Origin of the sequence: Bacillus sp. FSL K6-0069 (assembly GCF_038007785.1) — a bacterium.
GTDB lineage: Bacteria > Bacillota > Bacilli > Bacillales > Bacillaceae_G > Bacillus_A > Bacillus_A mobilis.
The window spans coordinates 1,236,202-1,260,590 of record NZ_JBBOXN010000001.1; the positions used below are offsets into that span (position 1 = coordinate 1,236,202).

The 24,389-nt window shown below is 37.1% G+C and carries 28 protein-coding genes, 2 pseudogenes and 2 other annotated features; of the genes and pseudogenes, 20 read left to right on the forward strand and 10 right to left on the reverse strand.

What is annotated here, in order from left to right; genetic code table 11:
* The first annotated feature begins 12 nt into the window (after positions 1 to 12).
* From MHB74_RS06320 to MHB74_RS06350, 7 genes are all read left to right on the forward strand, one after another.
* The gene (locus MHB74_RS06320; protein WP_061678748.1) at positions 13 to 693 is read left to right on the forward strand and encodes a glycosyltransferase family protein; all 681 of its coding nucleotides are present in this window, start codon (positions 13 to 15) and stop codon (positions 691 to 693) included.
* Positions 694 to 707: 14 nt separating this feature from the next.
* Entirely contained in the window at positions 708 to 1,445 is a 738-nt protein-coding gene (locus MHB74_RS06325; protein ID WP_061678749.1) for a sugar phosphate nucleotidyltransferase, read from the forward strand.
* A gap of 8 nt (positions 1,446 to 1,453) precedes the next feature.
* Positions 1,454 to 1,999 (forward strand): dTDP-4-dehydrorhamnose 3,5-epimerase, encoded by a 546-nt coding sequence (rfbC, locus tag MHB74_RS06330; RefSeq protein ID WP_061678750.1) that lies wholly within the window; start codon positions 1,454 to 1,456, stop codon positions 1,997 to 1,999.
* A 16-nt stretch (positions 2,000 to 2,015) separates the two neighbouring features.
* The gene (rfbB, locus tag MHB74_RS06335) at positions 2,016 to 2,987 is read left to right on the forward strand and encodes a dTDP-glucose 4,6-dehydratase (protein ID WP_061678751.1); all 972 of its coding nucleotides are present in this window, start codon (positions 2,016 to 2,018) and stop codon (positions 2,985 to 2,987) included.
* A gap of 11 nt (positions 2,988 to 2,998) precedes the next feature.
* Positions 2,999 to 3,853, forward strand: coding sequence for a dTDP-4-dehydrorhamnose reductase (gene rfbD, locus MHB74_RS06340; RefSeq protein ID WP_061678752.1), 855 nt, complete (start codon positions 2,999 to 3,001; stop codon positions 3,851 to 3,853).
* Positions 3,854 to 3,962: 109 nt separating this feature from the next.
* On the forward strand, positions 3,963 to 4,733 hold the full coding sequence (gene fabI / locus MHB74_RS06345) for an enoyl-ACP reductase FabI (RefSeq protein WP_002158869.1): 771 nt from the start codon (positions 3,963 to 3,965) through the stop codon (positions 4,731 to 4,733).
* A gap of 141 nt (positions 4,734 to 4,874) precedes the next feature.
* Positions 4,875 to 5,417: a CotO family spore coat protein gene (locus MHB74_RS06350; RefSeq protein ID WP_081110298.1), complete on the forward strand. Its 543-nt coding sequence runs from the start codon at positions 4,875 to 4,877 to the stop codon at positions 5,415 to 5,417.
* A gap of 60 nt (positions 5,418 to 5,477) precedes the next feature.
* Here MHB74_RS06350 and exsY read toward each other — a convergent pair whose 3' ends face one another.
* Positions 5,478 to 5,936 (reverse strand): exosporium assembly protein ExsY, encoded by a 459-nt coding sequence (gene exsY / locus MHB74_RS06355; protein ID WP_061678754.1) that lies wholly within the window; start codon positions 5,934 to 5,936, stop codon positions 5,478 to 5,480.
* 125 nt (positions 5,937 to 6,061) lie between these two features.
* Between exsY and MHB74_RS06360 the strand changes: the two genes are divergently transcribed.
* Both MHB74_RS06360 and MHB74_RS06365 read left to right on the forward strand, forming a co-directional pair.
* The gene (locus tag MHB74_RS06360) at positions 6,062 to 6,421 is read left to right on the forward strand and encodes a DUF1360 domain-containing protein (RefSeq protein ID WP_000899662.1); all 360 of its coding nucleotides are present in this window, start codon (positions 6,062 to 6,064) and stop codon (positions 6,419 to 6,421) included.
* Positions 6,422 to 6,522: 101 nt separating this feature from the next.
* Positions 6,523 to 6,708, forward strand: coding sequence for a hypothetical protein (locus MHB74_RS06365; protein WP_061678755.1), 186 nt, complete (start codon positions 6,523 to 6,525; stop codon positions 6,706 to 6,708).
* Positions 6,709 to 6,782: 74 nt separating this feature from the next.
* Here the strand turns inward: MHB74_RS06365 and exsF are convergent, their stop codons facing one another.
* The 6 genes from exsF to MHB74_RS06395 form a co-directional block, all read right to left on the reverse strand.
* Positions 6,783 to 7,286, reverse strand: a complete 504-nt coding sequence (gene exsF, locus MHB74_RS06370) for an exosporium protein ExsF (RefSeq protein WP_061678756.1) — start codon at positions 7,284 to 7,286, stop codon at positions 6,783 to 6,785.
* Between the two features lie 167 nt (positions 7,287 to 7,453).
* Positions 7,454 to 7,921, reverse strand: coding sequence for a spore coat protein CotY (gene cotY / locus MHB74_RS06375; RefSeq protein WP_061678757.1), 468 nt, complete (start codon positions 7,919 to 7,921; stop codon positions 7,454 to 7,456).
* Positions 7,922 to 8,064: 143 nt separating this feature from the next.
* Complete coding sequence (locus MHB74_RS06380; protein WP_000191180.1) at positions 8,065 to 10,131, reverse strand: ATP-dependent helicase; 2,067 nt, start codon at positions 10,129 to 10,131, stop codon at positions 8,065 to 8,067.
* Between the two features lie 99 nt (positions 10,132 to 10,230).
* Positions 10,231 to 10,653, reverse strand: coding sequence for a GNAT family N-acetyltransferase (locus tag MHB74_RS06385; RefSeq protein ID WP_061678758.1), 423 nt, complete (start codon positions 10,651 to 10,653; stop codon positions 10,231 to 10,233).
* Between the two features lies 1 nt (position 10,654).
* Complete coding sequence (locus tag MHB74_RS06390; protein ID WP_061678759.1) at positions 10,655 to 11,173, reverse strand: YjcG family protein; 519 nt, start codon at positions 11,171 to 11,173, stop codon at positions 10,655 to 10,657.
* Positions 11,174 to 11,266: 93 nt separating this feature from the next.
* A complete protein-coding gene (locus MHB74_RS06395) occupies positions 11,267 to 11,998 on the reverse strand; it encodes an alpha/beta hydrolase (protein WP_061678760.1) in 732 nt (243 codons plus the stop codon).
* Positions 11,999 to 12,201: 203 nt separating this feature from the next.
* On the opposite strand from MHB74_RS06395, the gene MHB74_RS06400 reads away from it, so the two are divergent.
* On the forward strand, positions 12,202 to 13,113 hold the full coding sequence (locus tag MHB74_RS06400; protein WP_061678761.1) for a DMT family transporter: 912 nt from the start codon (positions 12,202 to 12,204) through the stop codon (positions 13,111 to 13,113).
* Between the two features lie 76 nt (positions 13,114 to 13,189).
* Positions 13,190 to 13,765: a Crp/Fnr family transcriptional regulator gene (locus MHB74_RS06405; RefSeq protein ID WP_061678762.1), complete on the forward strand. Its 576-nt coding sequence runs from the start codon at positions 13,190 to 13,192 to the stop codon at positions 13,763 to 13,765.
* Here the strand turns inward: MHB74_RS06405 and MHB74_RS06410 are convergent.
* Complete coding sequence (locus tag MHB74_RS06410) at positions 13,755 to 14,426, reverse strand: DUF4386 domain-containing protein (protein WP_061678763.1); 672 nt, start codon at positions 14,424 to 14,426, stop codon at positions 13,755 to 13,757. The genes MHB74_RS06405 and MHB74_RS06410 overlap by 11 nt on opposite strands.
* Positions 14,427 to 14,513: 87 nt before the next feature.
* Between MHB74_RS06410 and MHB74_RS06415 the strand changes: the two are divergent.
* Positions 14,514 to 14,729, forward strand: a pseudogene (locus tag MHB74_RS06415) (PH domain-containing protein); the annotation flags it as partial.
* Positions 14,730 to 14,880: 151 nt separating this feature from the next.
* A pseudogene (locus MHB74_RS06420) lies at positions 14,881 to 15,060 on the forward strand (PH domain-containing protein); the annotation flags it as partial.
* Positions 15,061 to 15,084: 24 nt separating this feature from the next.
* Here MHB74_RS06420 and MHB74_RS06425 read toward each other — a convergent pair.
* Both MHB74_RS06425 and putP read right to left on the reverse strand, forming a co-directional pair.
* Entirely contained in the window at positions 15,085 to 15,483 is a 399-nt protein-coding gene (locus MHB74_RS06425; protein ID WP_061678764.1) for an Ig-like domain-containing protein, read from the reverse strand.
* A gap of 160 nt (positions 15,484 to 15,643) precedes the next feature.
* Positions 15,644 to 17,122, reverse strand: coding sequence for a sodium/proline symporter PutP (gene putP, locus MHB74_RS06430; RefSeq protein ID WP_061678765.1), 1,479 nt, complete (start codon positions 17,120 to 17,122; stop codon positions 15,644 to 15,646).
* Between the two features lie 307 nt (positions 17,123 to 17,429).
* Positions 17,430 to 17,667 (forward strand) — a binding site (T-box leader).
* Positions 17,668 to 17,709: 42 nt separating this feature from the next.
* Positions 17,710 to 17,954, forward strand: a binding site (T-box leader).
* A 53-nt stretch (positions 17,955 to 18,007) separates the two neighbouring features.
* Between putP and trpE the strand changes: the two genes are divergently transcribed.
* Genes trpE through trpA form a run of 7 tightly spaced genes read left to right on the forward strand, consistent with a single transcriptional unit; the run spans position 18,008 to position 24,376 of the window.
* A complete protein-coding gene (trpE, locus tag MHB74_RS06435) occupies positions 18,008 to 19,426 on the forward strand; it encodes an anthranilate synthase component I (protein WP_061678766.1) in 1,419 nt (472 codons plus the stop codon).
* Complete coding sequence (locus tag MHB74_RS06440) at positions 19,423 to 20,010, forward strand: aminodeoxychorismate/anthranilate synthase component II (RefSeq protein WP_061678767.1); 588 nt, start codon at positions 19,423 to 19,425, stop codon at positions 20,008 to 20,010. The genes trpE and MHB74_RS06440 overlap by 4 nt, the downstream gene beginning before the upstream one ends.
* Positions 20,007 to 21,032, forward strand: coding sequence for an anthranilate phosphoribosyltransferase (gene trpD / locus MHB74_RS06445; RefSeq protein ID WP_061678768.1), 1,026 nt, complete (start codon positions 20,007 to 20,009; stop codon positions 21,030 to 21,032). Before MHB74_RS06440 ends, trpD begins: the two co-directional genes overlap by 4 nt.
* Before the next feature lies 1 nt (position 21,033).
* Positions 21,034 to 21,795 (forward strand): indole-3-glycerol phosphate synthase TrpC, encoded by a 762-nt coding sequence (gene trpC, locus MHB74_RS06450; protein WP_061678769.1) that lies wholly within the window; start codon positions 21,034 to 21,036, stop codon positions 21,793 to 21,795.
* The gene (locus MHB74_RS06455) at positions 21,792 to 22,406 is read left to right on the forward strand and encodes a phosphoribosylanthranilate isomerase (RefSeq protein WP_061678770.1); all 615 of its coding nucleotides are present in this window, start codon (positions 21,792 to 21,794) and stop codon (positions 22,404 to 22,406) included. The genes trpC and MHB74_RS06455 overlap by 4 nt, the downstream gene beginning before the upstream one ends.
* Positions 22,403 to 23,596 carry a tryptophan synthase subunit beta gene (gene trpB / locus MHB74_RS06460; RefSeq protein ID WP_061678771.1) on the forward strand — a complete coding sequence of 398 codons (1,194 nt, stop codon included), beginning with the start codon at positions 22,403 to 22,405 and terminating at the stop codon, positions 23,594 to 23,596. The genes MHB74_RS06455 and trpB overlap by 4 nt, the downstream gene beginning before the upstream one ends.
* 3 nt (positions 23,597 to 23,599) lie before the next feature.
* Positions 23,600 to 24,376, forward strand: coding sequence for a tryptophan synthase subunit alpha (trpA, locus tag MHB74_RS06465; protein ID WP_061678772.1), 777 nt, complete (start codon positions 23,600 to 23,602; stop codon positions 24,374 to 24,376).
* Positions 24,377 to 24,389 lie beyond the last annotated feature (13 nt).

Below are 24,389 nucleotides of genomic sequence, written 5' to 3' on the forward strand. Positions count from 1 at the left end.
AGGGGCTACAAGATGAAGGATCATACAATATTAGTCGTTGTTTGTATAAATAATGAAGATTTATTTGAACAATGCGAGAGACAAATAAGAAATCTTTTTGTTCCCCCTGGTTATGTCGTACAAATTTTTCCGATACGAGATGCGAAAAGTATGGCAAGTGCATATAACCGAGCACTTTCATATCCCGCGAAGTATAAGGTTTATATACATCAAGATACTTACCTTATTAATCGAGAGATGTTTTATACACTCATTTCTCTTTTTAAAGATAACGAAAAACTTGGTTTAATTGGCGTAGCTGGTGCCCAGTTTTTACCGAGCAACGGGATATGGTGGGAAGGGAAAAATTTAGTGGGGAAAGTGATTGAATACAGAAGACAAAATTATCAATTGTTAAATTTAGATCAGCTGTTTTATGGGAATCAATCATTTATGTCAGTTCAGGCAATTGATGGATTATTAATGGCCACACAATATGATATTCCGTGGCGAGAAGACTTGTTTCAAGGATTCCACTTTTATGATGTGTCGCAGTCTTTAGAATTTCAAAAGGCGGGTTATTTAATTGGTATCCCTAATCAAGCGAATTTATGGTGTATTCACTACAATGGGGATGAGTTTGATGCGGATACATATGAGAAGTATCGGAAAGTGTTTGTAGAACATTACAAAGATATACTATCTCCATCATAAGGGAGAGATGTAGGATGAAAGGAATTATTTTAGCAGGTGGAACTGGATCGAGATTATATCCAATAACGAAAGTAACGAATAAACATTTGCTTCCTGTTGGACGTTATCCAATGATTTATCATGCGGTATATAAGCTGAAACAATGCGATATTACAGATATTATGATTATCACAGGGAAAGAGCATATGGGAGATGTTGTTAGTTTCTTAGGAAGCGGTCAAGAGTTTGGTGTGTCTTTTACGTATCGTGTGCAAGATAAGGCTGGGGGAATTGCACAAGCATTAGGACTTTGTGAAGATTTTGTCGGGAAAGATCGTATGGTAGTTATATTAGGAGATAATATTTTTTCAGATGACATTCGTCCGTACGTTGAAGAGTTTGCAAATCAAAAAGAAGGTGCGAAAGTACTGCTGCAATCTGTAGATGATCCGGAGAGATTTGGCGTAGCGCACATTCAAGACAGAAAAATAGTTGAAATTGAAGAAAAGCCGAAAGAGCCGAAAAGTTCCTATGCAGTTACAGGAATTTATTTGTACGATTCGAAAGTCTTTTCTTATATAAAAGAATTAAAACCTTCCGCAAGGGGAGAACTTGAAATTACAGATATCAATAATTGGTATTTAAAACGAGAGGTACTTACTTATAATGAAATGGGCGGTTGGTGGACTGATGCGGGAACTCATGTTTCTCTTCAAAGGGCGAATACGTTAGCACGGGATATAAACTTTGGTAAACAGTTTAACGGAGAATAGGTGAGAATATGAAAGTTGTAGAAACAAACTTTATCGACGCAAAATTGTTAGAACCGAGGTTATTTGGAGATGAGCGTGGCTTTTTTACGGAAAGCTATAATAAGAAGGTGCTAGAAACATTAGGAGTTACGTATTCATTTGTACAGGATAATGTTTCTTATTCAGCAGAAGCGGGAACGATTCGGGGATTACACTTTCAAAAAAATCCGAAAGCACAAACGAAACTTATTCAAGTTATGCAAGGAGCAATCTATGACGTTATCGTTGATTTGCGAAAAGATTCACCAACGTTTAAACAGTGGAGAGGATATATTTTAAGCGCGGATAATCACCGGCAATTATTAGTGCCAAAAGGATTTGCACACGGCTTTTGTACACTTGTCCCGCATACGATTGTTATGTATAAAGTAGATGAGTATTATAGCGCTGAGCATGACTCAGGGTTACTTTGGGAAGATAAAGAATTAGCAATTCCATGGCCGGTAACAAGTCCTATTTTGTCTGATAAAGATCGAATATTACCGTTACTCCAGGAATGTGAAGATAGCTTTTGAGTAGGAGAGTTGTTATATGAATATATTAGTAACAGGTGGGGCCGGATTTATTGGAAGTAATTTTGTTTATTACATGTTACAAAGCTATGAAACATATAAAATTATTAATTTCGATGCATTAACATATAGCGGGAATTTAAATAACGTGAAGTCTCTTCGAAATCATCCGAATTACTCTTTTGTAAAAGGGGAAATTCAAAACGGAGAGCTGCTGGAGCATGTTATTAAGGAGCGTGACGTACAAGTAATTGTCAATTTCGCAGCTGAATCACATGTGGACCGTAGCATTGAAAATCCGATTCCTTTTTATGATACAAATGTAATTGGGACAGTCACCTTATTAGAATTAGTAAAAAAATATCCACATATTAAACTCGTGCAAGTATCAACAGATGAGGTGTACGGCTCTTTAGGGAAAACAGGGCGATTTACCGAGGAAACCCCGTTAGCTCCAAATAGTCCATATTCTTCAAGTAAGGCGAGCGCCGACATGATAGCTTTATCTTATTATAAAACATATCAATTACCAGTTATAGTAACGCGTTGCTCCAATAACTATGGACCGTATCAATATCCTGAAAAGTTAATTCCGTTAATGGTTACGAATGCGTTGGAAGATAAAAAATTACCGTTATATGGTGATGGATTAAATGTAAGAGATTGGTTACATGTAACGGATCATTGTAGTGCGATTGACGTCGTTCTGCATAAGGGACGTGTAGGGGAAGTATATAATATAGGTGGAAATAATGAAAAAACAAATATAGATGTTGTGGAACAAATCATGACTCTCTTAGGAAAAACGAAAAAAGACATTGCGTATGTTACAGACCGTTTAGGACATGATCGTCGTTATGCGATTGATGCACAAAAGATGAAGAATGAGCTCGGGTGGGAACCGCAGTATACGTTTGAACAGGGGTTGAAAGAAACGGTGGAATGGTATGAACATCATATAGAATGGTGGAAACCACTAAAAGAAAAGTAAGGGGCATATAAATGAAAGAACGGATTATCATAACAGGAGCAAACGGTCAATTGGGAAAGCAGCTACAAGAAGAGTTAAATCCTGAAGAATATGACATATATCCATTTGATAAAAAGTTACTAGATATAACAAATATATCCCGAATGCAGCAAGTGGTACAAGAAATAAAGCCACATATCATTATTCATTGTGCAGCGTATACGAAGGTTGATCATGCAGAGAAAGAACAAGATATTGCGTATAGAATAAATGCAATAGGAGCTCGAAATGTAGCGGTTGCTTCCCAATTAGTAGGGGCGAAGTTAGTTTATATTAGCACTGATTATGTATTTCAGGGCGACAGACCGGAGGGATACGATGAATTTCATAATCCGGCGCCGATAAATATATACGGAGCTTCTAAGTATGCGGGAGAGCAGTTCGTTAAAGAGCTACATAATAAATACTTTATCGTTCGTACATCGTGGTTATATGGTAAGTATGGAAATAATTTTGTGAAAACGATGATGCGATTAGGTAAAGAAAGAGAAGAAGTATCTGTTGTAGCAGATCAAATCGGTTCTCCTACTTATGTGGCGGATTTAAATGTAATGATTAATAAGCTCATTCGTACTTCTTTATACGGTACGTATCATGTGTCAAATAGAGGTTCATGTTCTTGGTTTGAATTTGCAAAAAAAATATTTTTGGATGCAAATATGAAAGTGAATGTATTACCTGTTTCAACCGAAGAATTTGGATCAGCGGCAGCGAGACCGAAATATTCTATTTTCCAACATAACATGCTACGATTAAATGGTTTTTCACAAATGCCTTCTTGGGAAGAAGGATTAGAGCGGTTTTTTATAGAAACAAAAAGTCATTAACAAAATTTAAGTTAATGACTTTTTTGTTTGCCTTTAAGAGGTTTTATGGTACTATAATTATAGTATCAGGTACTAATAACAAGTATAAGCAATTCTGGGAGGATATATCATGGAACTATTACAAGGGAAAACATTTGTTGTTATGGGCGTTGCGAACCAAAGAAGTATTGCGTGGGGAATTGCTCGCTCTTTGCATAATGCAGGTGCAAAATTAATATTCACATTTGCAGGAGAACGTTTAGAGAGAAACGTTCGTGAATTAGCGGACACATTAGAAGGACAAGAATCACTTGTATTACCTTGTGATGTAACAAATGATGAAGAACTTACAGCTTGCTTTGAAACAATCAAGCAAGAGGTTGGTACAATTCACGGTGTTGCACACTGTATTGCTTTTGCAAATCGTGATGATTTAAAAGGTGAATTTGTAGATACTTCTCGCGATGGATTTTTACTTGCACAAAATATTAGCGCATTCTCTTTAACAGCTGTAGCAAGAGAAGCGAAGAAAGTAATGACAGAAGGCGGAAATATTTTAACGTTAACATACCTTGGCGGCGAGCGCGTTGTGAAAAACTATAACGTTATGGGTGTTGCGAAAGCTTCATTAGAAGCAAGCGTGAAATATTTAGCTAACGATTTAGGCCAACATGGCATTCGCGTTAACGCTATTTCTGCAGGACCAATTCGTACGTTATCTGCAAAAGGTGTAGGCGACTTTAACTCAATCTTAAGAGAAATTGAGGAGCGCGCACCACTTCGTCGTACAACAACTCCAGAGGAAGTTGGGGATACAGCAGTATTCTTATTCAGTGATTTAGCACGCGGCGTAACAGGAGAAAACATTCACGTTGATTCAGGGTATCATATCCTAGGATAAATATAATAGTAATTTTTAAAGGACAATCTCTACATGTTGAGATTGTCCTTTTTATTTGTTCTTAGAAAGAACGATTTTTAACGAAAGTTCTTACTACGTTATGAATATAACTATAATAGTACACGATTTATTCAGCTACGTATGGAAGTGGGAGGGACGAGTGTGAAGAATAAAAATAAAAGTTCAACAGTTGGAAAACCGTTGTTATATATTGCGCAAGTCAGTTTGGAACTTGCTGCACCGAAAATAAAAAGGATTATCTTAACAAACTTTGAAAGTGAGGATCGAAGAGAAGAACGTAATAGAAATGAAAATGAAAATAGAAATGAAAATGCTGTAAGTAGTGCTGTGGAAGAGGTAATAGAACAACAAGAGCAGCAAGTAGAAGAAATAGAAGAAGAGGAACAAGTACAAGAGCAGCAAGAACAGCAAGAGCCAGTGAGAACAGTCCCGTATAATAAATCATTTAAGGATATGAATAATGAAGAGAAAATTCATTTTTTATTAAACCGCCCTCATTATATTCCGAAAGTAAGGTGCAGAATAAAAACGGCTACCGTTTCTTATATTGGATCGATCATCTCGTATCGTAATGGAATTGTAGCTATTATGCCACCAAATAGTATGAGAGATATTAGGTTAGCTATAGAAGACATCAAATCAATTGATATGGCCGGCTTTTAAATATGTAAAGGTGGTAGAAAGCTTCTACCACCCCAATAGTTTTTTAGTTCACTTTATTTATTAGATAGAAACGTCGCGTAAGCACTGGATTGCACAGAAACAGCTTAAATCAACAGTGATGCAAGTAGATGTTGATACTAGTCGTGCATTTGGTACAGCTAAAAACGTACAAATTGGGTCGTCGCCAGGTGGTACAGTAGATCCATCACCTAATACAACAGTTAACACACGTAGTACAGCACAGCTATCATCGTCTACACTTTCTACACGGAAAATTGGGGATTGGCAGCTAGTAAGGCTTGCAGATGGTGCAAATGCTTCAAATGGTGTTCCAGCTTTTGTGTATAAAATAAAAGGGCGTGTATTCGCTACTGATGCCGTGTTGTGTGCGCCTAAAAATGGAATTTCACAACCAGATCCACATGTTGTCGTAGAACAATCTTGTAATTCATTGATGAATTTTACAACGTCAACTACACAATGAGAAGAGCTATGGTGTTTATTTTCGTTACAACTCATTAATGTCACTCCTTATCTTCTTGTTTGTATTTACATTAATAAGATATTGGAGTCGAGGAGATTTGGTCACAATCTCAAGACCTTTTTTTTTAAATAGGCGAAAGAAGATAAGGGAAGGTGGAATCATGCTGTTTACAAGTTGGCTTTTATTTTTTATTTTCGCGTTAGCTGCTTTTAGGCTCACTCGTTTAATTGTTTATGATAAAATTACAGCCTTTTTGCGGCGACCGTTTATTGACGAATTAGAGATTACAGAGCCGGATGGAAGTGTATCAACTTTTACAAAAGTAAAAGGTAAAGGATTAAGAAAGTGGATTGGTGAATTATTAAGCTGTTATTGGTGTACGGGTGTATGGGTTAGTGCTTTTTTATTAGTTTTATATAATTGGATCCCTATCGTTGCAGAGCCGTTACTTGCATTATTAGCTATTGCAGGTGCAGCAGCAATTATTGAAACGATCACAGGATATTTTATGGGAGAATAATATATTTTTATAATATGAGAGAAAGCGGAGTTTAAAAGAATGAGGGAACGGAAATAAAGAGTTGTTCATATAGTAAATAGACAGAATTGACAGTAGAGGAGATGTTTGCTGTGAGCAATAATCCAAGGCAAAATTCATATGACCTGCAGCAATGGTATCATATACAGCAACAACACCAAGCGCAACAACAGGCATATCAAGAACAATTACAGCAACAAGGATTTGTGAAGAAAAAGGGATGTAATTGTGGGAAAAAGAAGAATGTAATAAAACACTATGAAGAATGAAACACTCATGTTACTGTGAGTGTTTTTTATTATATATAAAAAGCGGTATTTCAAAGGAGAAATACCGCTTTTTACTAGCTAATTTGTGCAACTGTTAATGCTGCAGCACGGATGTCCACAGTTCCAAGCAGTTCAACTGGCACAATTTGAATTAAGTCACCAGGGTTTAAGTTAATAAGAATAACACCACTGGATACATCTACTTCACCAGTACCAATAACGTTAGAACGAACCGCTGTACCTGATCCAGGAATAATGTTAGCCGGCGTACCTAATGATAAGAAGAAACGACCAGCTTCTGGTGCTGTAGGAACGTTATCAAGACTAATTGTTAATGTATAACTGATTTGATAAATACCAGCTACTTGAATTCGAATGCCATCTCCGACACTTACTGTATTATTTATTACAGGAACAGTAATGTTTGGGTTTGGACTTACGCTAGGTAATAGTAATGGTGTGAATAATGAAGCAAACTGAGGGCCGGAAGCGTTGAAAGCAAAACCGAAGGCAGGTAGTGTACTAGCTGGTTTCGCCTCACAATCAATGTTAGGAAATTCGCAATCAGAAGAGAACATGTTTTTCACTCCTTTATCTGTTTCTACTTTCAGTTAATGAAAAGGACAGGTTCTATGTTCTAGACAAGTTCCCAATTTTATGAAAAATACATAATAATACCTTTTAAGCATGGATTGGGTGGCAGAAAACTCTGCCACCCAATCCATGCTTAAATTAGTATTCAGTTTTATATAGAAACATCGCGTAAGCATTGAATAGCGCAGAAGCAACTTAAATCAACAGTAAGACAAGTAGAGCTTGATACGAGTCGTGCATTTGGTACAGCTAAAAACGTACAAATTGGGTCATCACCAGGTGGTACAGAGGTACCATCACCTAAAACTACAGTCAATACACGCAATACAGCACAGTCATCATCATCTATACTTTCTACGCGGAAAATTGGAGATTGGCAGCTAGTAAGGCTTGCAGATGGTGCAAAGGCTTCAAAAGGTGTTCCAGCTTTTGTGTATAAAATAAAAGGACGTGTATTTGCTACTGATGCATTGTTATGTGCACCTAAAAATGGAACTTCGCAACCAGATCCACATGTTGTCGTGGCACATTCTTGTAATTCATGTATAAAACGAACGACATTTGATACACAATTGAAATCAAAATCATGTTGATTATCTTCGTTACAATTGCAGCTCATTATGTTCACTCCTTATCGTGAGTTCTGACATACACTATTACAATATGAATGGGATATGGTTGATATTACGTTAATTCTTATGATAAAAACAGGGAATTTATATAGTAGGGATGTACATAATGCAATATGAAAAAAAGACATCCTTATTTAGTGGATGTCTTTTCAGGTAAATCTTTTCGCGCAGTATATAAAAAACGAGAGATATCTAATTTTTTTCCTCTGAAAAATTGCGGAGAGGAAATGTAAAGTTCTTCTTTCGCACGTGTAATTGCGACATAAAGTAATCGACGTTCTTCTTCTAAAGCTTCAGAAGTCTCTGTAACACGATCATTGGCATCTTTTAAAGAAGAAGTATGAGGAAGAATACCATCGCTCGCTCCAAGTAAAAAGACGCATGGAAATTCAAGACCTTTTGCGTTATGAATAGACATAAGCGAAACAGCATTTTTTTCCGGCATTGTTTTTAATGCTTCCATTTCTTTTTGACCTTGAATTGCTTCATCAATAAATTGTAAGTATGCTGGAATATCGGTGAAACGAGTTGCAGACTCCATTAATTCTTCTAACATTTCTTCTTGTATATCTTTATGCATCGTAAAGGAAGAGCGATCATTACTTTGTAAGTACTCTAAATACTTTCCTTTACCATGAATAATTTCTTTTAATGCTTTTTTCGGTTCTAATTCTTTTATAAATTTAATAAAATCGATACGCTCATTTACCTTTTTCACTTGAAAAGGTTTTAAGCTCGGATTTAATAATAAGAAATGAAGAAGAGAAGGGAAACGGCCCTCACCATATTTCCATTGTTCACGCTCAATAAATGAAATACAATCATCACGCCCAATATACATCGTTGGTAATATATTGGAAAGTGATTCTAATCGAAACGGTTCAATCACGAGTCTTAAATGATCTAATACAGGCTTAATTAAAGAATGTTCATAAAATGATTGACTCGCCCCGTGCTTAATAAACGGGATTTTGTGAATGGTAAGCTGATCAAGTAACGAACGGCTTACAGAATGTGTGCGGTACAGTAAACAAAAATCTTTAAAGTTACGTTCGCCGCTATCTACTTTTTCTTGAATGAGCTGCAAAATTTGATTTGCTTCATCAAGAGTCGTAGCAGGTCTTGCGTAAAAAGGTTGTACACCTTCTTCGCGCACAGAATATAGCTCTTTATCAAAACGTTCTTGATTTAGTTTGATAACTTCATTTCCAAGTCCGACGATAAAAGGATTGGATCGATAATTTGTATTCAGTGCGATAATCGTAGTGTTATCAAATTCCTTTGGAAAAGATAAAATAATTTGGTGACTTGCTCCTCGCCAACCGTATATCGCCTGGTCGTCATCACCTGCGATAAATAAATTATTTCTTGGCGTGGCTAACAATTTTACAATTTCATATTGTGCATACGATGTATCTTGGAACTCATCTACTTCAATATAGTGGAAACGTTGTTGTAATTGGGTAAGTAAAGGAGCGTTATTTTCTAACATATAATACGTTTCTAATAAGATGTCATCGAAATCAATATAATTATATCGTTGTTTCACTTCTTCAAAACGCTCGTATACTTCTTTAAATTCTTGTTCAACGGGTGTTTTTGCTTTTACATCTTTCGGACGATTCAATTTGTTTTTCTCAAGTGAAATCATAGCGAGCATCGTTTCAGCATCATAATCGTCTTTTAAGCGTAATTCTTTTAAAATTTTCTTTATCATAATTTGCTTATGTTTTTCGTTTGCTAAAATTTGTTGATTATATCCTTGACTACGAAGCAATTTTAAAAAGACAGAGTGGAATGTACCAGCAACAACGTAGCTACTTGCAGCACGATTCATACCTGGTAAATTCGCTACACGATTTCGGATTTCTTCAGCTGCTTTTTGTGTAAATGTAAGTAATAAAATATTGCGCGGATGAACTTGTTTTACATTTACTAAATAACCTACGCGAGTTGTTAAAACAGACGTTTTCCCGCTTCCAGCACCAGCTAATGTAAGGACAGGGCCTTCTGTCGTTCGCACGGCTTCTAATTGTTTTTCATTTAAAAATACATTTTGTTGCTCGAGAGCGCGGAAATACGCTGCATCCGCATCTTCTTCCATAATTAAATGGGTAGATGTTTTCGGAATATGATATGTTGCACGCGGAATATCAGCGTGCGTTAATGATTTTTGTGAAAATTTTTCTTGTGTCATATATTCACCTTCAAAACTATAGCATCAACATTTAACTTTAGCGGAAGAAAAAGAAAATAGCAATGTAAAAAACAGGAGGGGATACCTCCTGCTTTCAAATTACAATTCTTTTATCATAACGATGTGAGGAATATTTGCTTCCATGAATACATCAGAATTTGTTACATATCCAAGTTTCTTATAGAAATCTTCAGCATGTGTTTGGGCGTGCAGCTTTAATTTTGGTAGCGAGTTTTCCTTCGCGTGCGCTTCAAGTGCATCCATAACAATTTTTCCAATGCCTTTTTTACGATGAGAAGCCAGTACGCAAATGCGTTCCATTTTTCCTATTCCATCCAGTATGCGAAAACGACCAGCGCCAACTGGAACATCATTATCATATATAACAACGTGTGTTGAAGCTTCTTCAAACTCATCATACTCTTCTGCAGCAGAAACTTGTTGTTCATTCACAAATACTTGCTTACGTACAGAGAATGCGTCTCTTAGTTGTTCGTCCGTTTGTACGATCTGTGCGTGCAAATTAGTTGTGCCCCTTTCCAAGGTGGAATGTTTCGTGTACAGTCCATGTTCCGTTTTCTAATTGATATAGAAGATGGAAGCGATCGATCGGTTGTTCATAATAGAAATCTTTCATGCGTAATCGACCTAATACATCAGCATGCTCTGCATCTGATAAGCCTTGTCCGATTGTTAAATGAGGTACGAAAGCATATTCGCGTTCTTGTGTAAAGAATTCACTATGCATTTCTTCATTTAAGAAAGTAAGTTCAGGTGTTTTTTCTACTTTAAAATAAAGAACATTATTAACAGGTGCGAATGAACCAACTTTTCCGACGTGAAGGGTGAAAGGGTTCGTTTTACTTGCGATTGTATGTAACTCATTTACAATCGATTCTAAGTGTTCATCTTGCGTCTCAAAGGGTGTTTTCAATGTAATGTGTGGCGGAACTAATGCGTAGTGCGGATCATAACGTTTACGCAATCCGTTCGCTTTATCTTGAATCATTTTAGATGGAAAAATTACAATGCCTAATTTCATGTTCCAATTCCTCCCTTTGTAAGTCTAGTTAGATTTTGAGAAAAACAAATCTCTCTATCTATTATATCAAATTATTCTGAATACTGCTCTCTATTATTTCATTGATAGAATATGAGAGAAAGCTTTTGGTAAATCAGTTTGCCAATATTTCCACGTGTGGTTACCTTCAAACTCCTCGTAATGCGTGATGAAATTTCTATCTGTCAGAAGCGTATTGAGCTCACGGTTCGGCCCTACGAAATCAGATACTTGTCCATCCGTGCGCTTTACAGCTGTTTCTTCTGTCCCAATAACGTGATAAAGGTCTAGCGCCTCCGGGTTTTTGAAGTCTTTTGCTAAGTTCATCACTGTTTCATCCACAAATGGTGATTGCATAACGACTTTACCGAATGTATGCGGATACATAAGTGCGGTCATGAAGGAAACTGTTCCGCCAAGAGAATCACCAATTAACACACGACCTTTTCCCATTTGGTACGTTGGATAATTTTCATCGATATATGGTGCAAGTTCATGAGCAAGGAAACGAATATACGCAGCGTTTTTCACGTCATTTGGGAAATATTTTTCTTTACGATCGTGTACATTTTTATATGGAATACCGACAATAATTGTACGGTCAATTTCTTCAGTTTCACGAAGGCGCTCAATTACACGGTGCGCTTTACCAAGCTGAAAATAATCTCTACCATCTTGTGCAATTACAACTGTATGTTTGTGCAGTGGTGTGTAATTTACCGGTAAGTAAACGAGAAGTGTAACATCTTCTTGAAGTGATGCACTATAAAATGAAATTTCTTCAATTCTCCCGATTGTTTGATTCATGTAGATCCCCCTAAATAAAAATTTACTGTAATGATTGTAAGAGCGACGCTTGTAGTGAAAAAGCAAGAAATATTCACTAATAGGTGCTTTCGTTTCTATTTTACCATAATGGTACGAAGAATCTAAAAAATTAGTATTTAAGTTATGAAAGAAAACGGATATAATGAAGTGGGATTTTTGACAGGTGAGAGGGGAGACGGAATTTGAAACAAGAAAGATCAATCGCACTACCATTAGCCATTTCCATTATAGCCATTTCATTCGCAGCAGTTTTTGTAAAGATGTCCTCAGCACCATCTTCCATATTAAGTATGTACCGATTATGGATTATCGTACTTATTATGCTGCCTATCGTTTGGAAAAAGCGAGAAGAATTTAGTAAGATTCAACTAAAAGATTGGGGATTTTTAATTGGATCTGGTTTCTTTTTAGCACTTCATTTTCTATTATGGTTTGAATCTTTAAAGCATACGACAGTTGCTAGTTCGACGATTATTTTAGCGCTTCAACCAATCTTATCTTTAGTTGGAGGTTTTTTCTTATTTAAAGAAAGAACAACATACTCAGCTATTGCAACAATGGGAATTGCGATATTAGGCGTAATGTGTATTGGTTGGGGAGATTTAGGGCTAAGTGAACAAGCAATTTATGGAGATATATTATCCTTTTTAAGTGTAATAGCGGTTGTCGGTTATTTATTTATCGGGCAAACGACAGTAAAGAAAGTATCACACTGGATTTACAGCTTTACAGTTTTTGCATTCGCAGGTATTTTTATGGGGATTTATAATATAGTGTTGCAAGTGCCTTTTACAGGTTATACGAAGTGGGATTGGACCGTTTTTCTTTTACTTGCGGTTGTTCCGACAGTGTCACACGTCATTAATAATTGGTTATTAAACTACGTAAATGCAACAACAATTTCAATGAGTATTTTAGGAGAACCCGTTGGAGCATCTATACTAGCGTTCTTCTTACTCGGTGAAAGACTAAATGTAATGCAAATTATCGGTAGCATGCTCGTATTGTTTGGTGTATCTGTTTTCTTACTACAGCAACAAAAACGAACAGCAAAAAATGTAGTAAACGAGCCGGCGTATACACAGGAATTATAATGTTAGAGGAGAAAAGAGAAGTTGTGATACTTCTCTTTTTGTTTTATAGAAATACAGAGGAAGAAGGGGGAGGGAAATGGAAGAAATATTAAAGAAGTATATGCAGAAACTTACAACACTAAGTGAAGAAGAGCAACACATGATCCTCAGTGAATTACAAATTGAAAAATATAAAAAAGGAACAGTGCTCCTAAGGCAAGGAGATGTCCCTTCGAAATGTTATTTTGTATTAAAGGGATGCATTAGGCAACATTGTATAGATGAAACAGGGAAAGAGGTTACATCAAATTTTTATACAGAAGAACAAGCAATCGTAAATTTTAATCATCATAAACAAGATAAATCATCCTCGCATACGTTAACGTGTTTAGAAGATTGTCTAGTTGTAGTTGGCGACCTGCATAGTGAAAAGGACATGTATAAGAAATATTCACAATTAGAAGAAATGACACGGCAAATGATTGAATATAACTTCGGTGAGGTACAAGAAGAACTTTCCTTATTTATTGCATCGACACCAGAAGAGCGCTACAAATCATTATTACAAAAACGACCTCATTTAATCAATCGTGTTCCTCAATATCAATTGGCAAGTTATCTAGGTATTACGCCAGAATCATTAAGCAGAATTAAGAAAAGACTCAAACAGTAGTGTTTTTTCCACCTCTAATCAATAGCCATATACTAAATCCGAGTTCACCTGCAATCATTGGCAATTGGAACAGTGTTTGTATGATTGAAATCACCGTATCGTATTGTGAAAACATCGTATTCATGACGTGAATGACGATATAACCGATAGACGCGAAGAATAGTAGTATACTAATCCATTTCGGTATATGTTTAGATAGGAAAGCTACATAACCTAAAACGAAAAGATGTAAACCGAAAATGATTAGCCCTACAGACCAAATGTATTCGAATGCACTGAGAGACAACATCACATATGTTTCTGGATTCGCAATCGTACTTTTTGAAAGTAGCAATGCCAATATTAGATTGAATATGGCGATTCCAAGTATCGCTGTATACATAAGACGAAGCAAGGCAGCTAGTAATGAGAGGCTAGTATGAATCGGTTTTAGAAAGAAATAAAGAGCCCACGCGGCGATAATATCAGTAATAAAAATGATAATCCAACCGAAGATTTCCGCTTTGAAAAGCGAATGTGAAGTTTGGATATTATGGAATGTCGCGCTCATGTCCTCTTGTACAACGAGATTTTCATGAACAAAGCCGTAAGAAAAAAATGCAATGAATGCCATAACAAGAAGAGAAAAGCCAGCAAATAAAGCATACTTTCGTTCAGTCATAATACGTCCTCCTATTCTAATGTTGTTTTCATTGTAAAAGGGAAGAGGAGGAGAATCATTGACTTAAATCAAGAGAGGGGAAGTGTAATGGAATTTCCATCAAAAAAAGATGTATGGTTATATCCGATTTTTTTCGTTGTCATTGGAGCGTGTTTTGCTCCCTTATTTGCAGGGAGAGAGTATTTTCTTTTATTTTTTACAATTCCATTAGCCATATTATTTATTTGGAGTTGGTTTTCGACAAGATATATCGTCGGAGAAGAAACAATTACGATTAAATCCGGTTTCGTTAAAAAGCGCATATTTATCCCGCTTTAATGGGCAGTAAGACCCCCACCTCAAAATTCAGCGAAAGCGAAGAAGTTAGGCGGGGGATCAACTGCCCATAAAAGTCCGATTGGTTCAACTAATAATCAGTGGGGGATGAAGAAAACCCCACTGATTAAAGTTTCACTTTATACGAGATATACAACAAATTTCAAATACGAAAAATCCAGTAGCAGCTCATGCCTTATCATTTGATCGACTTGAAATTATTTATGGATCACATCAAACAGAAATTATTTCTCCTAAAGATAAAGAGCAATTCATCAATCTCGTTACAAGTAAAAATTCATACATTGAAACAAAGTAAAAGAGTGGCTATGTAGCCACTCTTTTACTTTGGATTTGTCATATAAGGTTGTACATGAATCATGCATAGGTCACGGAACTTTCCTTCAGCAGTTGTGACAATTACGACTGCTCTTCCGGCACTTTTTCCAGTAATCGTTACCGTATCACCTTTTGGATATATTGTGATAACATCAGCATTCATATTTGTCCAAATAAGTTCTGTATTCGTTGCTTGCACTGGCAAAACAGAAGCTGATAACTCAGTGCTTTGTCCAGTTCTTACTTTCAACTTATTTTTTTCCATATGAACACCAATGACTGAAATAACAGAAGGAGCAATTGTAATTTTTGGTGGATTAGGTTGTATGTTTAAACAAGACGCAGAAGTATTTGTGATAGGTGAAAATTTTCGTGTTTGTTGTTGCTGGAAAGCTGCTAACATGTTGGAGTCCCCTTTCTGTATAAGTGCTGATAGTACTACTATAAAGGATTAGTGTTATGTTTAATTTAACGAAACATAAAGAAATTGTTAAATTCGAGCAGAAGATTGTCGAACTTTGATATAAAGAAAGCTCTGCTGTTACGATAGCAGAGCTGTTCCTTTATAGATTATGACTATGTTGTTTTTCGAAATCCTCAAATTGCTCTTCAACTTCTTTTGAAGGTTGTGTTAGTAAACTAACGATTACGATTACTAGTAAACTAATAGTGAAACCAGGAATCATTTCATATAAGAATTCTTTTAAGAATTCGAATTGAGTCCAAATAATTACTGTAGCGGCACCAGAAATCATACCAGCAAGTGCGCCCCACTTCGTCATACGTTTCCAATATAAGCTTAATAAAATAGCAGGTCCGAATGAAGAACCAAATCCAGCCCAAGCGTATCCAACAAGAGCTAAAATCGTATCATTTTGTTTAAACGCTAAAGCGCACCCAACTAATGCAATAACAAGTACAGCCATACGACCGACGAATACAAGTTCTTTATCAGAAGCAGAACGTTTAAAGAATGTACGATATAAATCTTCTGTTATAGCACTAGAAGTAACAAGTAATTGAGATGAAATTGTACTCATAATCGCTGCTAAAATAGCTGCTAATAAAAATCCAGTAATAAGTGGATGGAATAAAATCTTTCCAAGCTCAAGGAAAATTGTTTCTGGGTTAGATAATGTTAACTCTTGTTGTGAGTAGTAAGCAATACCGATAAGGCCAGTAAACATAGCTCCGACAACAGAGAAAATCATCCAGCTCATACCAATTCTTCGTGCGCTTTTAATCTCTTTTACAGAAGAAATTGCCATAAAGCGTACGATAATATGAGGTTGTCCAACATAACCAAGGCCCCATGCAAATAAAGAAATCATTCCTAAAGTAGAGGCTCCTTTAAAAATATCTAAACGTGTTGGATCTACAGATTGAATTGTATCAAATGCAGGTCCAAGTCCGTTCGAATTCATAATTGTTACGATAGGAACAAGAATAAGAGCAATTACCATAATGATTCCTTGTACGAAGTCTGTCCAACTTACTGCTAAGAAACCACCAAATAATGTGTAAGCGACAACAACGCCTGCAACAATGAATAATCCAACGTGGTAGTTCATACCAAATGAATTTTCAAATAATACAGCGCCTGAAACTAATCCTGAAGCTACATAAAAAGTAAAGAAAATCATAATAACAAGTCCGGATACTAAGCGTAGCATGTGAGATTGGTCTTGGAAGCGGTGTTCCAAAAATTCTGGGATAGTAATAGAGTTGTTTGCAATTTCAGAGTAGGTACGTAAGCGAGGAGCGACATAAAGCCAGTTTGCGTATGCGCCTAGTGTTAGGCCGATCGCAATCCAACTACTACTTAATCCAACGCTAAACATTGCACCGGGTAATCCCATTAAAAGCCAACCACTCATATCGGATGCTCCAGCACTTAATGCTGTTACTGCGGGGCCTAGTGTACGCCCGCCAAGCATATAATCTGTTAAGTTGGACGTTCGTTTATAGGCGAAATAGCCAATTACTAACATCCCGAGCATGTAAATAGAGATAGAAGTTAAAGTTAACATCTGCGTACTCATGAAGTTCCCCTTCCTTTTGTCATGTCTTTTGATGCGTTATGCATATTTATAATCTATCATGATTATTCTGAAAAATCCATACAGAAATACGAATTTTCAGAAATGTAAGCGTTTTTTGACATCATTTTACTTTTTTAATATATAATATTCATACAAAAAAACCTTATTTTTAATAGAGTATTTATTATATTTACATAAAAAGAGGTTGTTTTGTCAATATAATATTGAAAGGAGAGAAAAATAAAATTCTTTTAAAAGTATTGACTTATGAAAAAAGTTAGGTCTATAATGAGTGCAACTTAAAAAAATGCAAGCGTTGATGAAGAAGAGTACACATGATGAACATGTCAGAGAGCTGATGGTTGGTGCGAATCAGTATGGGATTGATGTGGAATGGGCTTCGGAGCTTCCAAACCGAAACGAAAGAAGTAGGCTTTGGCGACATGATCTCATCGATACAAGAGACACGTATTGTTTTTGATACGGTAAAGTGCGTTACATTTGTAACGAATTAAGGTGGCACCACGGGAGTACCCGTCCTTTTTATAGGATGAGTACTCCCTTTTTGTGTACAAAAAATTAAATAAATGAAATCGTTGAAGTAAGAAGAGTACGTATATTGGAGACGTTACAGAGAGCCGGGGATAGGTGGGAGCCCGGTGCGGTGCCATATACGGAATGGGCTTACGAGAGGTATGCTGAACAATTATTTTCAGTAGGCAACCCGGGTTCCGCCGTTACAAGGATAAGGTATATATTTTGTACCTGAACAAAGCGGGATGCTTTTGCATCCAACATGAGGTGGTACCACGGTAAATTTATCGTCCTCTACATATTTTCGATATGTAGAGGACTTTTTTTATTTTTCAGGGTGAGGTGAAGGACATGATGACGAAAGAAGAATTTATGAAACGAAAAAGAGAAGAAAAAACATTTTTAGTAATTACCGAAGAAGAAGGAGATAGCATTACGCCAATTTCTTTATATAGACGTATGAAGGGAAAGAAAAAGTTTTTATTAGAAAGCTCCCAGCTTCATCAAGATAAAGGACGCTATTCTTACTTAGGGTGTAATCCATATGGCGAAGTGAAAAGTATTGGTACGGAAGTAGAACGAACGATTTACGGCCAAATAGAAAAACTGCAAGGTAACGTACTACAAGTGTTAGAAAAAGAAATCCGGTCAGCTCAAGTAGACAGTCCATTCCCGTTTTGCGGGGGAGCAGTTGGTTATATTGGCTACGATGTCATCCGGCAATATGAAAACATTGGAGCAGATTTACACGATCCATTAAATATTCCAGAAGTACACCTTTTACTGTACCGTGAGTTTATCGTGTATGACCATTTACGCCAAAAATTATCTTTTGTATATGTATGCAGGGAAGAAGATGCAGCTTCTTATGAAGAAGTATATGAAAGATTGCAAGTATACAAAGAGGAAGTACTGAGGGGAGAAGAAGCGGAAGTAACTGAAATAATATCAACATTATCATTCACTTCTTCTATAACAGAAAAAGAATTTTGCGCGATGGTAGAAACGGCGAAGGAATACATTCGAGCCGGGGACATATTCCAAGTTGTATTATCTCAGCGTTTGCAAAGTGAATGTATTGGTGATCCTTTCGCCTTATACCGAAAACTTCGAATTGCAAATCCGTCACCATATATGTTCTATATCGATTTTCAAGATTATGTTGTACTCGGTTCTTCGCCGGAAAGTTTGTTATCGGTAAGAGAGAATAAAATAATGACGAACCCAATTGCGGGTACGAGGCCGAGAGGGAAAACGAAGCAGGAAGATGCGGAAATTGAAAAAGAACTGTTAGAAAATGAGAAAGAACGAGCGGAGCATATGATGCTTGTGGATCTTGGAAGAAATGATATAGGAAGAGTGAGTGAAATTGGCTCAGTTACGATAGATAAATATATGAAAGTAGAGAAATACTCCCACGTCATGCACATTGTATCTGAAGTTTACGGAACATTGCGAAAACAGATGAGTGGATTTGATGCATTAGCGTATTGTCTACCAGCAGGAACAGTGTCAGGCGCTCCGAAAATTAGAGCGATGGAAATTATAAATGGGCTAGAGAATGAAAAAAGAAATGTGTACGCGGGTGCAGTTGGATACGTTAGTTTTTCAGGGAATCTTGATATGGCGCTTGCGATTCGAACGATGGTCGTCAAGGATGAGAAAGCATACGTTCAGGCAGGAGCGGGAATTGTTTATGATTCAGACCCAGTAGCTGAATATGAAGAAACGTTAAATAAAGCGAGAGCACTATTGGAGGTAATGAAATGATTGTACTGATTGATAATTATGATTCATTCACATATAACTTGTATCAACTGTTAGGTGAATATGAAGAAGATATTGTTGTCGTAAGGAATGATCAAATAACGATAGAACAGTTAGAAGGGATGAATCCAACAGGAATTGTGCTTTCACCAGGACCAGGAAAACCAGAGGATGCTGGTATTTGTATCGAAGTGATTCGTCATTTTTATAAGAACGTTCCCATATTAGGTATTTGCCTTGGCCATCAGGCGATTATATCAGCATTTGGAGGAGAAATTGTTCGAGCGGATCGCATTAAACACGGAAAAACCTCTCGTGTGAAACATAACGGAACGTCAATTTTTTCATACGTTACCCAGCCGTTAACAGCGATGCGCTACCATTCCCTTGTTGCAGCGCAAACGAATTTGCCACAGTGTTTTGACATACTAGCGACAGCGATGGATGACGGAGAAATTATGGCAGTTCGTCACAATTATTATCCGCTATTTGGATTACAGTTTCATCCGGAATCAATCGCAACAGAAGAAGGCGGAAAGTTAATACGTGCCTTTTTAACAGAAGTGAAAGAGGAGGAAAGAGTATGAATAACTATCTTCGTAAATTAGTGGAGGGACAACATTTAACCGAAGAGGAAATGTATAGAGCAGGGCTTCTGTTATTAAATGAAAACATATTGGAAAGTGAAATTGCAGCTTTCTTGGTACTACTGAAAGCGAAAGGTGAAACAGCAGAAGAAATATACGGCCTCGTTCGAGCTCTTCGTGAAAAGGCATTACCGTTTTCGAACCATATACAAGGAGCGATGGACAATTGCGGGACAGGTGGTGACGGTGCCCAAACATTTAATATTAGTACAACATCGGCATTTGTACTGGCAGGAGCTGGCGTAAAGGTTGCAAAACACGGTAACCGAGCTGTTTCTAGTAAAACGGGAAGTGCAGATTTATTAGAAGAACTCGGTGTAAATATTAGCAGTACGCCAAACGAAATTGACTATTTATTAGAGCATGTCGGGATCGCATTTTTATTCGCACCAGCGATGCATCCAGCATTAAGGCGCATTATGAAAATAAGAAAAGAATTAAACGTGCCAACGATTTTTAACTTAATTGGTCCTTTAACAAATCCGGTGAATTTAGAAACACAATTTGTCGGCATTTATAAACGAGATATGTTACTCCCAGTTGCGCAAGTATTACAGAAACTAGGCAGAAAACAAGCGCTTGTCGTAAACGGAAGTGGATTTCTAGATGAAGCATCATTGCAAGGCGAAAATCGTGTTGTCATTTTAAAAGATAATGAAATAGTAGAAACGAGTATTGAACCTGAGAAGTATGGTTTTTCAATAGTGAAAAATGAAGAGATTAGAGGCGGAGATTCGAAAGAAAATGCAAAGATTACGCTCGGGGTGTTAAGCGGAGAAAAGAGTGTTTACCGCGATACTGTTTTATTCAATGCAGGTCTAGCTCTTTTCGCAAATGGAAAAGCGGAAACGATTGAAGAAGGAATTACACTAGCGGCACATAGTATTGACTCAGGAAAAGCATTAGCCAAACTAAACTTATTAATTGCAGCAAGTCATGAAAAATTAGAAAGGGTGAATTAAAGTGGGGACGATTTTAGACAAAATTGTAGACCAAAAGAAAAAGGAAGTTGCGACATTATATGAAACATATACACCATTAGAAGGAAGTAGAAAGACACATTCACTTGTAGAAGCATTACAGCAGTTTACTGTCATTGCAGAAGTAAAGCGGGCATCACCATCAAAAGGAGATATCAATTTACACGTTGATGTACGAAAACAAGTAAAAACATATGAAGACTGCGGCGCAGGAGCAGTTTCTATTTTAACAGACGGTCAATTTTTTAAAGGATCGTTTCATGATTTACAAACGGCAAGAGCAGAAAGTAACATTCCGCTTTTATGCAAAGATTTCATAATCGATACGATTCAAATTGATAGAGCGTATGAAGCTGGCGCAGATATTATTTTACTAATCGTAGCGGCGTTAACGAAAGAGAAGTTAAAAGAGTTGTACAGCTACGTACTAGAAAAAGGATTAGAAGCAATTGTTGAAGTTCATGATGAACAGGAATTAGAAATTGCGATCCAATTAAACCCGCACGTTATCGGTATTAACAACCGTAATTTAAAAACATTCGAAGTCGATTTAAGCCAAACAGAAAAGCTTGGAAAACGATTAAACGAGGAGAAATTACTTTGGATTAGTGAAAGCGGGATTCATTCAAAAGAAGATATTATTCGCGTCAAACGAGCTGGAGCGAAAGGTGTATTAGTTGGAGAAGCACTTATGACATCATCTTCTATTCGTACCTTTTTTGAAGATTGTAAGGTGAATATATGAAAGTGAAAATTTGCGGCATCACTGATGTTGAAACAGCAAAACGTGCTTGTGAATACGGAGCTGATGCACTCGGATTCGTTTTTGCAGAAAGTAAGCGAAAAATTACCCCGGGGCTAGCGAAAGAAATCATTCAGGAGATTCCAGCAAACGTATTAAAGGTCGGTGTTTTCGTAAATGAATCAGTAGAAGCGATCCAGAAAATTGCAGATGAATGCGGGTTAACGCATGTGCAACTACATGGGGATGAAGATAATCACCAAATCAGAAGATTGAATATTCCGTCTATAAAATCGCTCGGAGTAACTTCAGAGGACGATATGAAAAACGCTCAAACATATGAAACGGATTATATATTGTTTGATAGCCCGAAAGAAAAGTTTCACGGAGGAAATGGAAAGAAATTTTCATGGGAACTACTTGTGCATATGCCAAAAGAGTTGCGAGAGAAAACGATATTAGCTGGTGGATTAAACGCTCTTAATATAGAAGAAGCGATTCGAACTATTCAGCCGTACATGGTCGATGTAAGTAGCGGAGTAGAGACAGAAGGAAAGAAAGATCTAAAGAAAATAAAACAATTTATTAAAAAAGCGAAGGAGTGTTCCAAATGAACTACGCATATCCAGATGAAAAAGGTCACTACGGTATATACGGGGGACGATACGTTCCAGAAACGTTAATGCAATCTGTATTAGAACTAGAAGAAGCATATAAAGAAGCGATGCAAGATGAAGTGTTTCAAAAGGAATTAAATCATTATTTAACAACGTACGTCGGAAGAGAAACACCGCTTTATTTCGCTGAAAATATGACGAAGTATTGCGGCGGTGCAAAGATTTATTTAAAACGTGAAGATTTGAACCATACAGGAGCTCATAAAATTAACAATACAATCGGTCAGGCACTTCTTGCAGTACGAATGGGCAAGAAAAAAGTTGTCGCTGAAACAGGGGCTGGGCAACACGGAGTGGCAACCGCTACTGTATGTGCCCTACTCGGATTAGAATGCGTCATCTTTATGGGAGAAGAAGATGTGAGGCGTCAAAAATTAAATGTGTTCCGAATGGAATTACTCGGAGCGAAAGTAGAAAGTGTAGCAGCAGGTAGCGGCACATTAAAAGATGCGGTAAACGAGGCGCTTCGCTACTGGGTTTCACATGTGCATGATACACACTACATTATGGGATCTGTTCTCGGACCGCATCCATTCCCGCAAATTGTTCGAGATTTCCAAAGTGTAATTGGGAAAGAAACGAAAAAACAATATGAAGCGTTAGAAGGGAAATTGCCAGAGGCAGTCGTTGCTTGTATTGGCGGTGGTAGTAATGCGATGGGCATGTTTTATCCGTTCGTACACGATGAAGAAGTCGCTCTTTACGGCGTTGAAGCAGCTGGAAAAGGCGTTCATACAGAAAAGCACGCAGCGACTTTAACGAAAGGAAGCGTTGGTGTTTTGCACGGATCGATGATGTACCTTCTGCAAAATGAAGAAGGACAAATTCAAGAAGCGCATTCTATTTCAGCAGGACTTGATTACCCGGGTGTTGGCCCAGAACATAGCTTGCTAAAAGATATTGGCCGTGTTTCTTATCATTCCATTACTGATGATGAAGCGTTAGAAGCATTTCAATTGTTAACGAAAAAAGAAGGGATTATTCCGGCTTTAGAAAGCTCGCACGCTGTCGCATATGCATTAAAATTAGCGCCGCAAATGAAGAAAGAAGAAGGACTTGTCATTTGTTTATCTGGCCGCGGCGATAAAGATGTAGAGAGTATAAAACGTTATATGGAAGAGGTGTAAAAAATGGGAGTAGAAAAAATTACAGCAGCGTTTGAAAATGGTAAGAAAGCATTTATTCCGTACGTAATGGGCGGAGATGGTGGCCTTGAAAAATTAAAAGAAAGAATTCGTTTTTTAGACGAAGCAGGAGCAAGCATCGTTGAAATCGGTATTCCGTTTTCAGATCCAGTCGCAGACGGTCCAACGATTCAAAGAGCAGGGAAACGAGCGCTAGATAGCGGTGTAACAGTAAAAGGCATTTTTCAAGCATTAATAGAGGTAAGGAAAGAAGTACAAATTCCATTTGTACTCATGACATATTTAAATCCAGTACTCGCATTCGGAAAAGAACGATTCATAGAAAACTGTATAGAAGCAGGGGTAGACGGTATGATCGTTCCGGATTTACCGTATGAAGAACAAAATATTATTGCTCCGTTACTTCGAGAGGCAAACATTGCGCTAATTCCACTCGTTACAGTAACGAGCCCAATTGAGCGAATCGAAAAAATTACGAGTGAATCAGAAGGGTTCGTCTACGCCGTTACAGTAGCGGGCGTAACAGGAGTACGTCAAAACTTTAAAGGTGAGATTCATAGTTACTTAGAAAAAGTAAAATCACATACACATTTACCGGTCGTGGCAGGTTTCGGTATTTCAACAAAGGAACATGTAGAAGAAATGATTACAATATGTGATGGAGTAGTCGTTGGAAGTAAAGTTATTGAGCTGTTAGAAAATGAAAAGCGAGAAGAAATATGTGAATTAATACAGGCAACAAAACAAAAAGAAGAGGCATAAGTCTCTTCTTTTT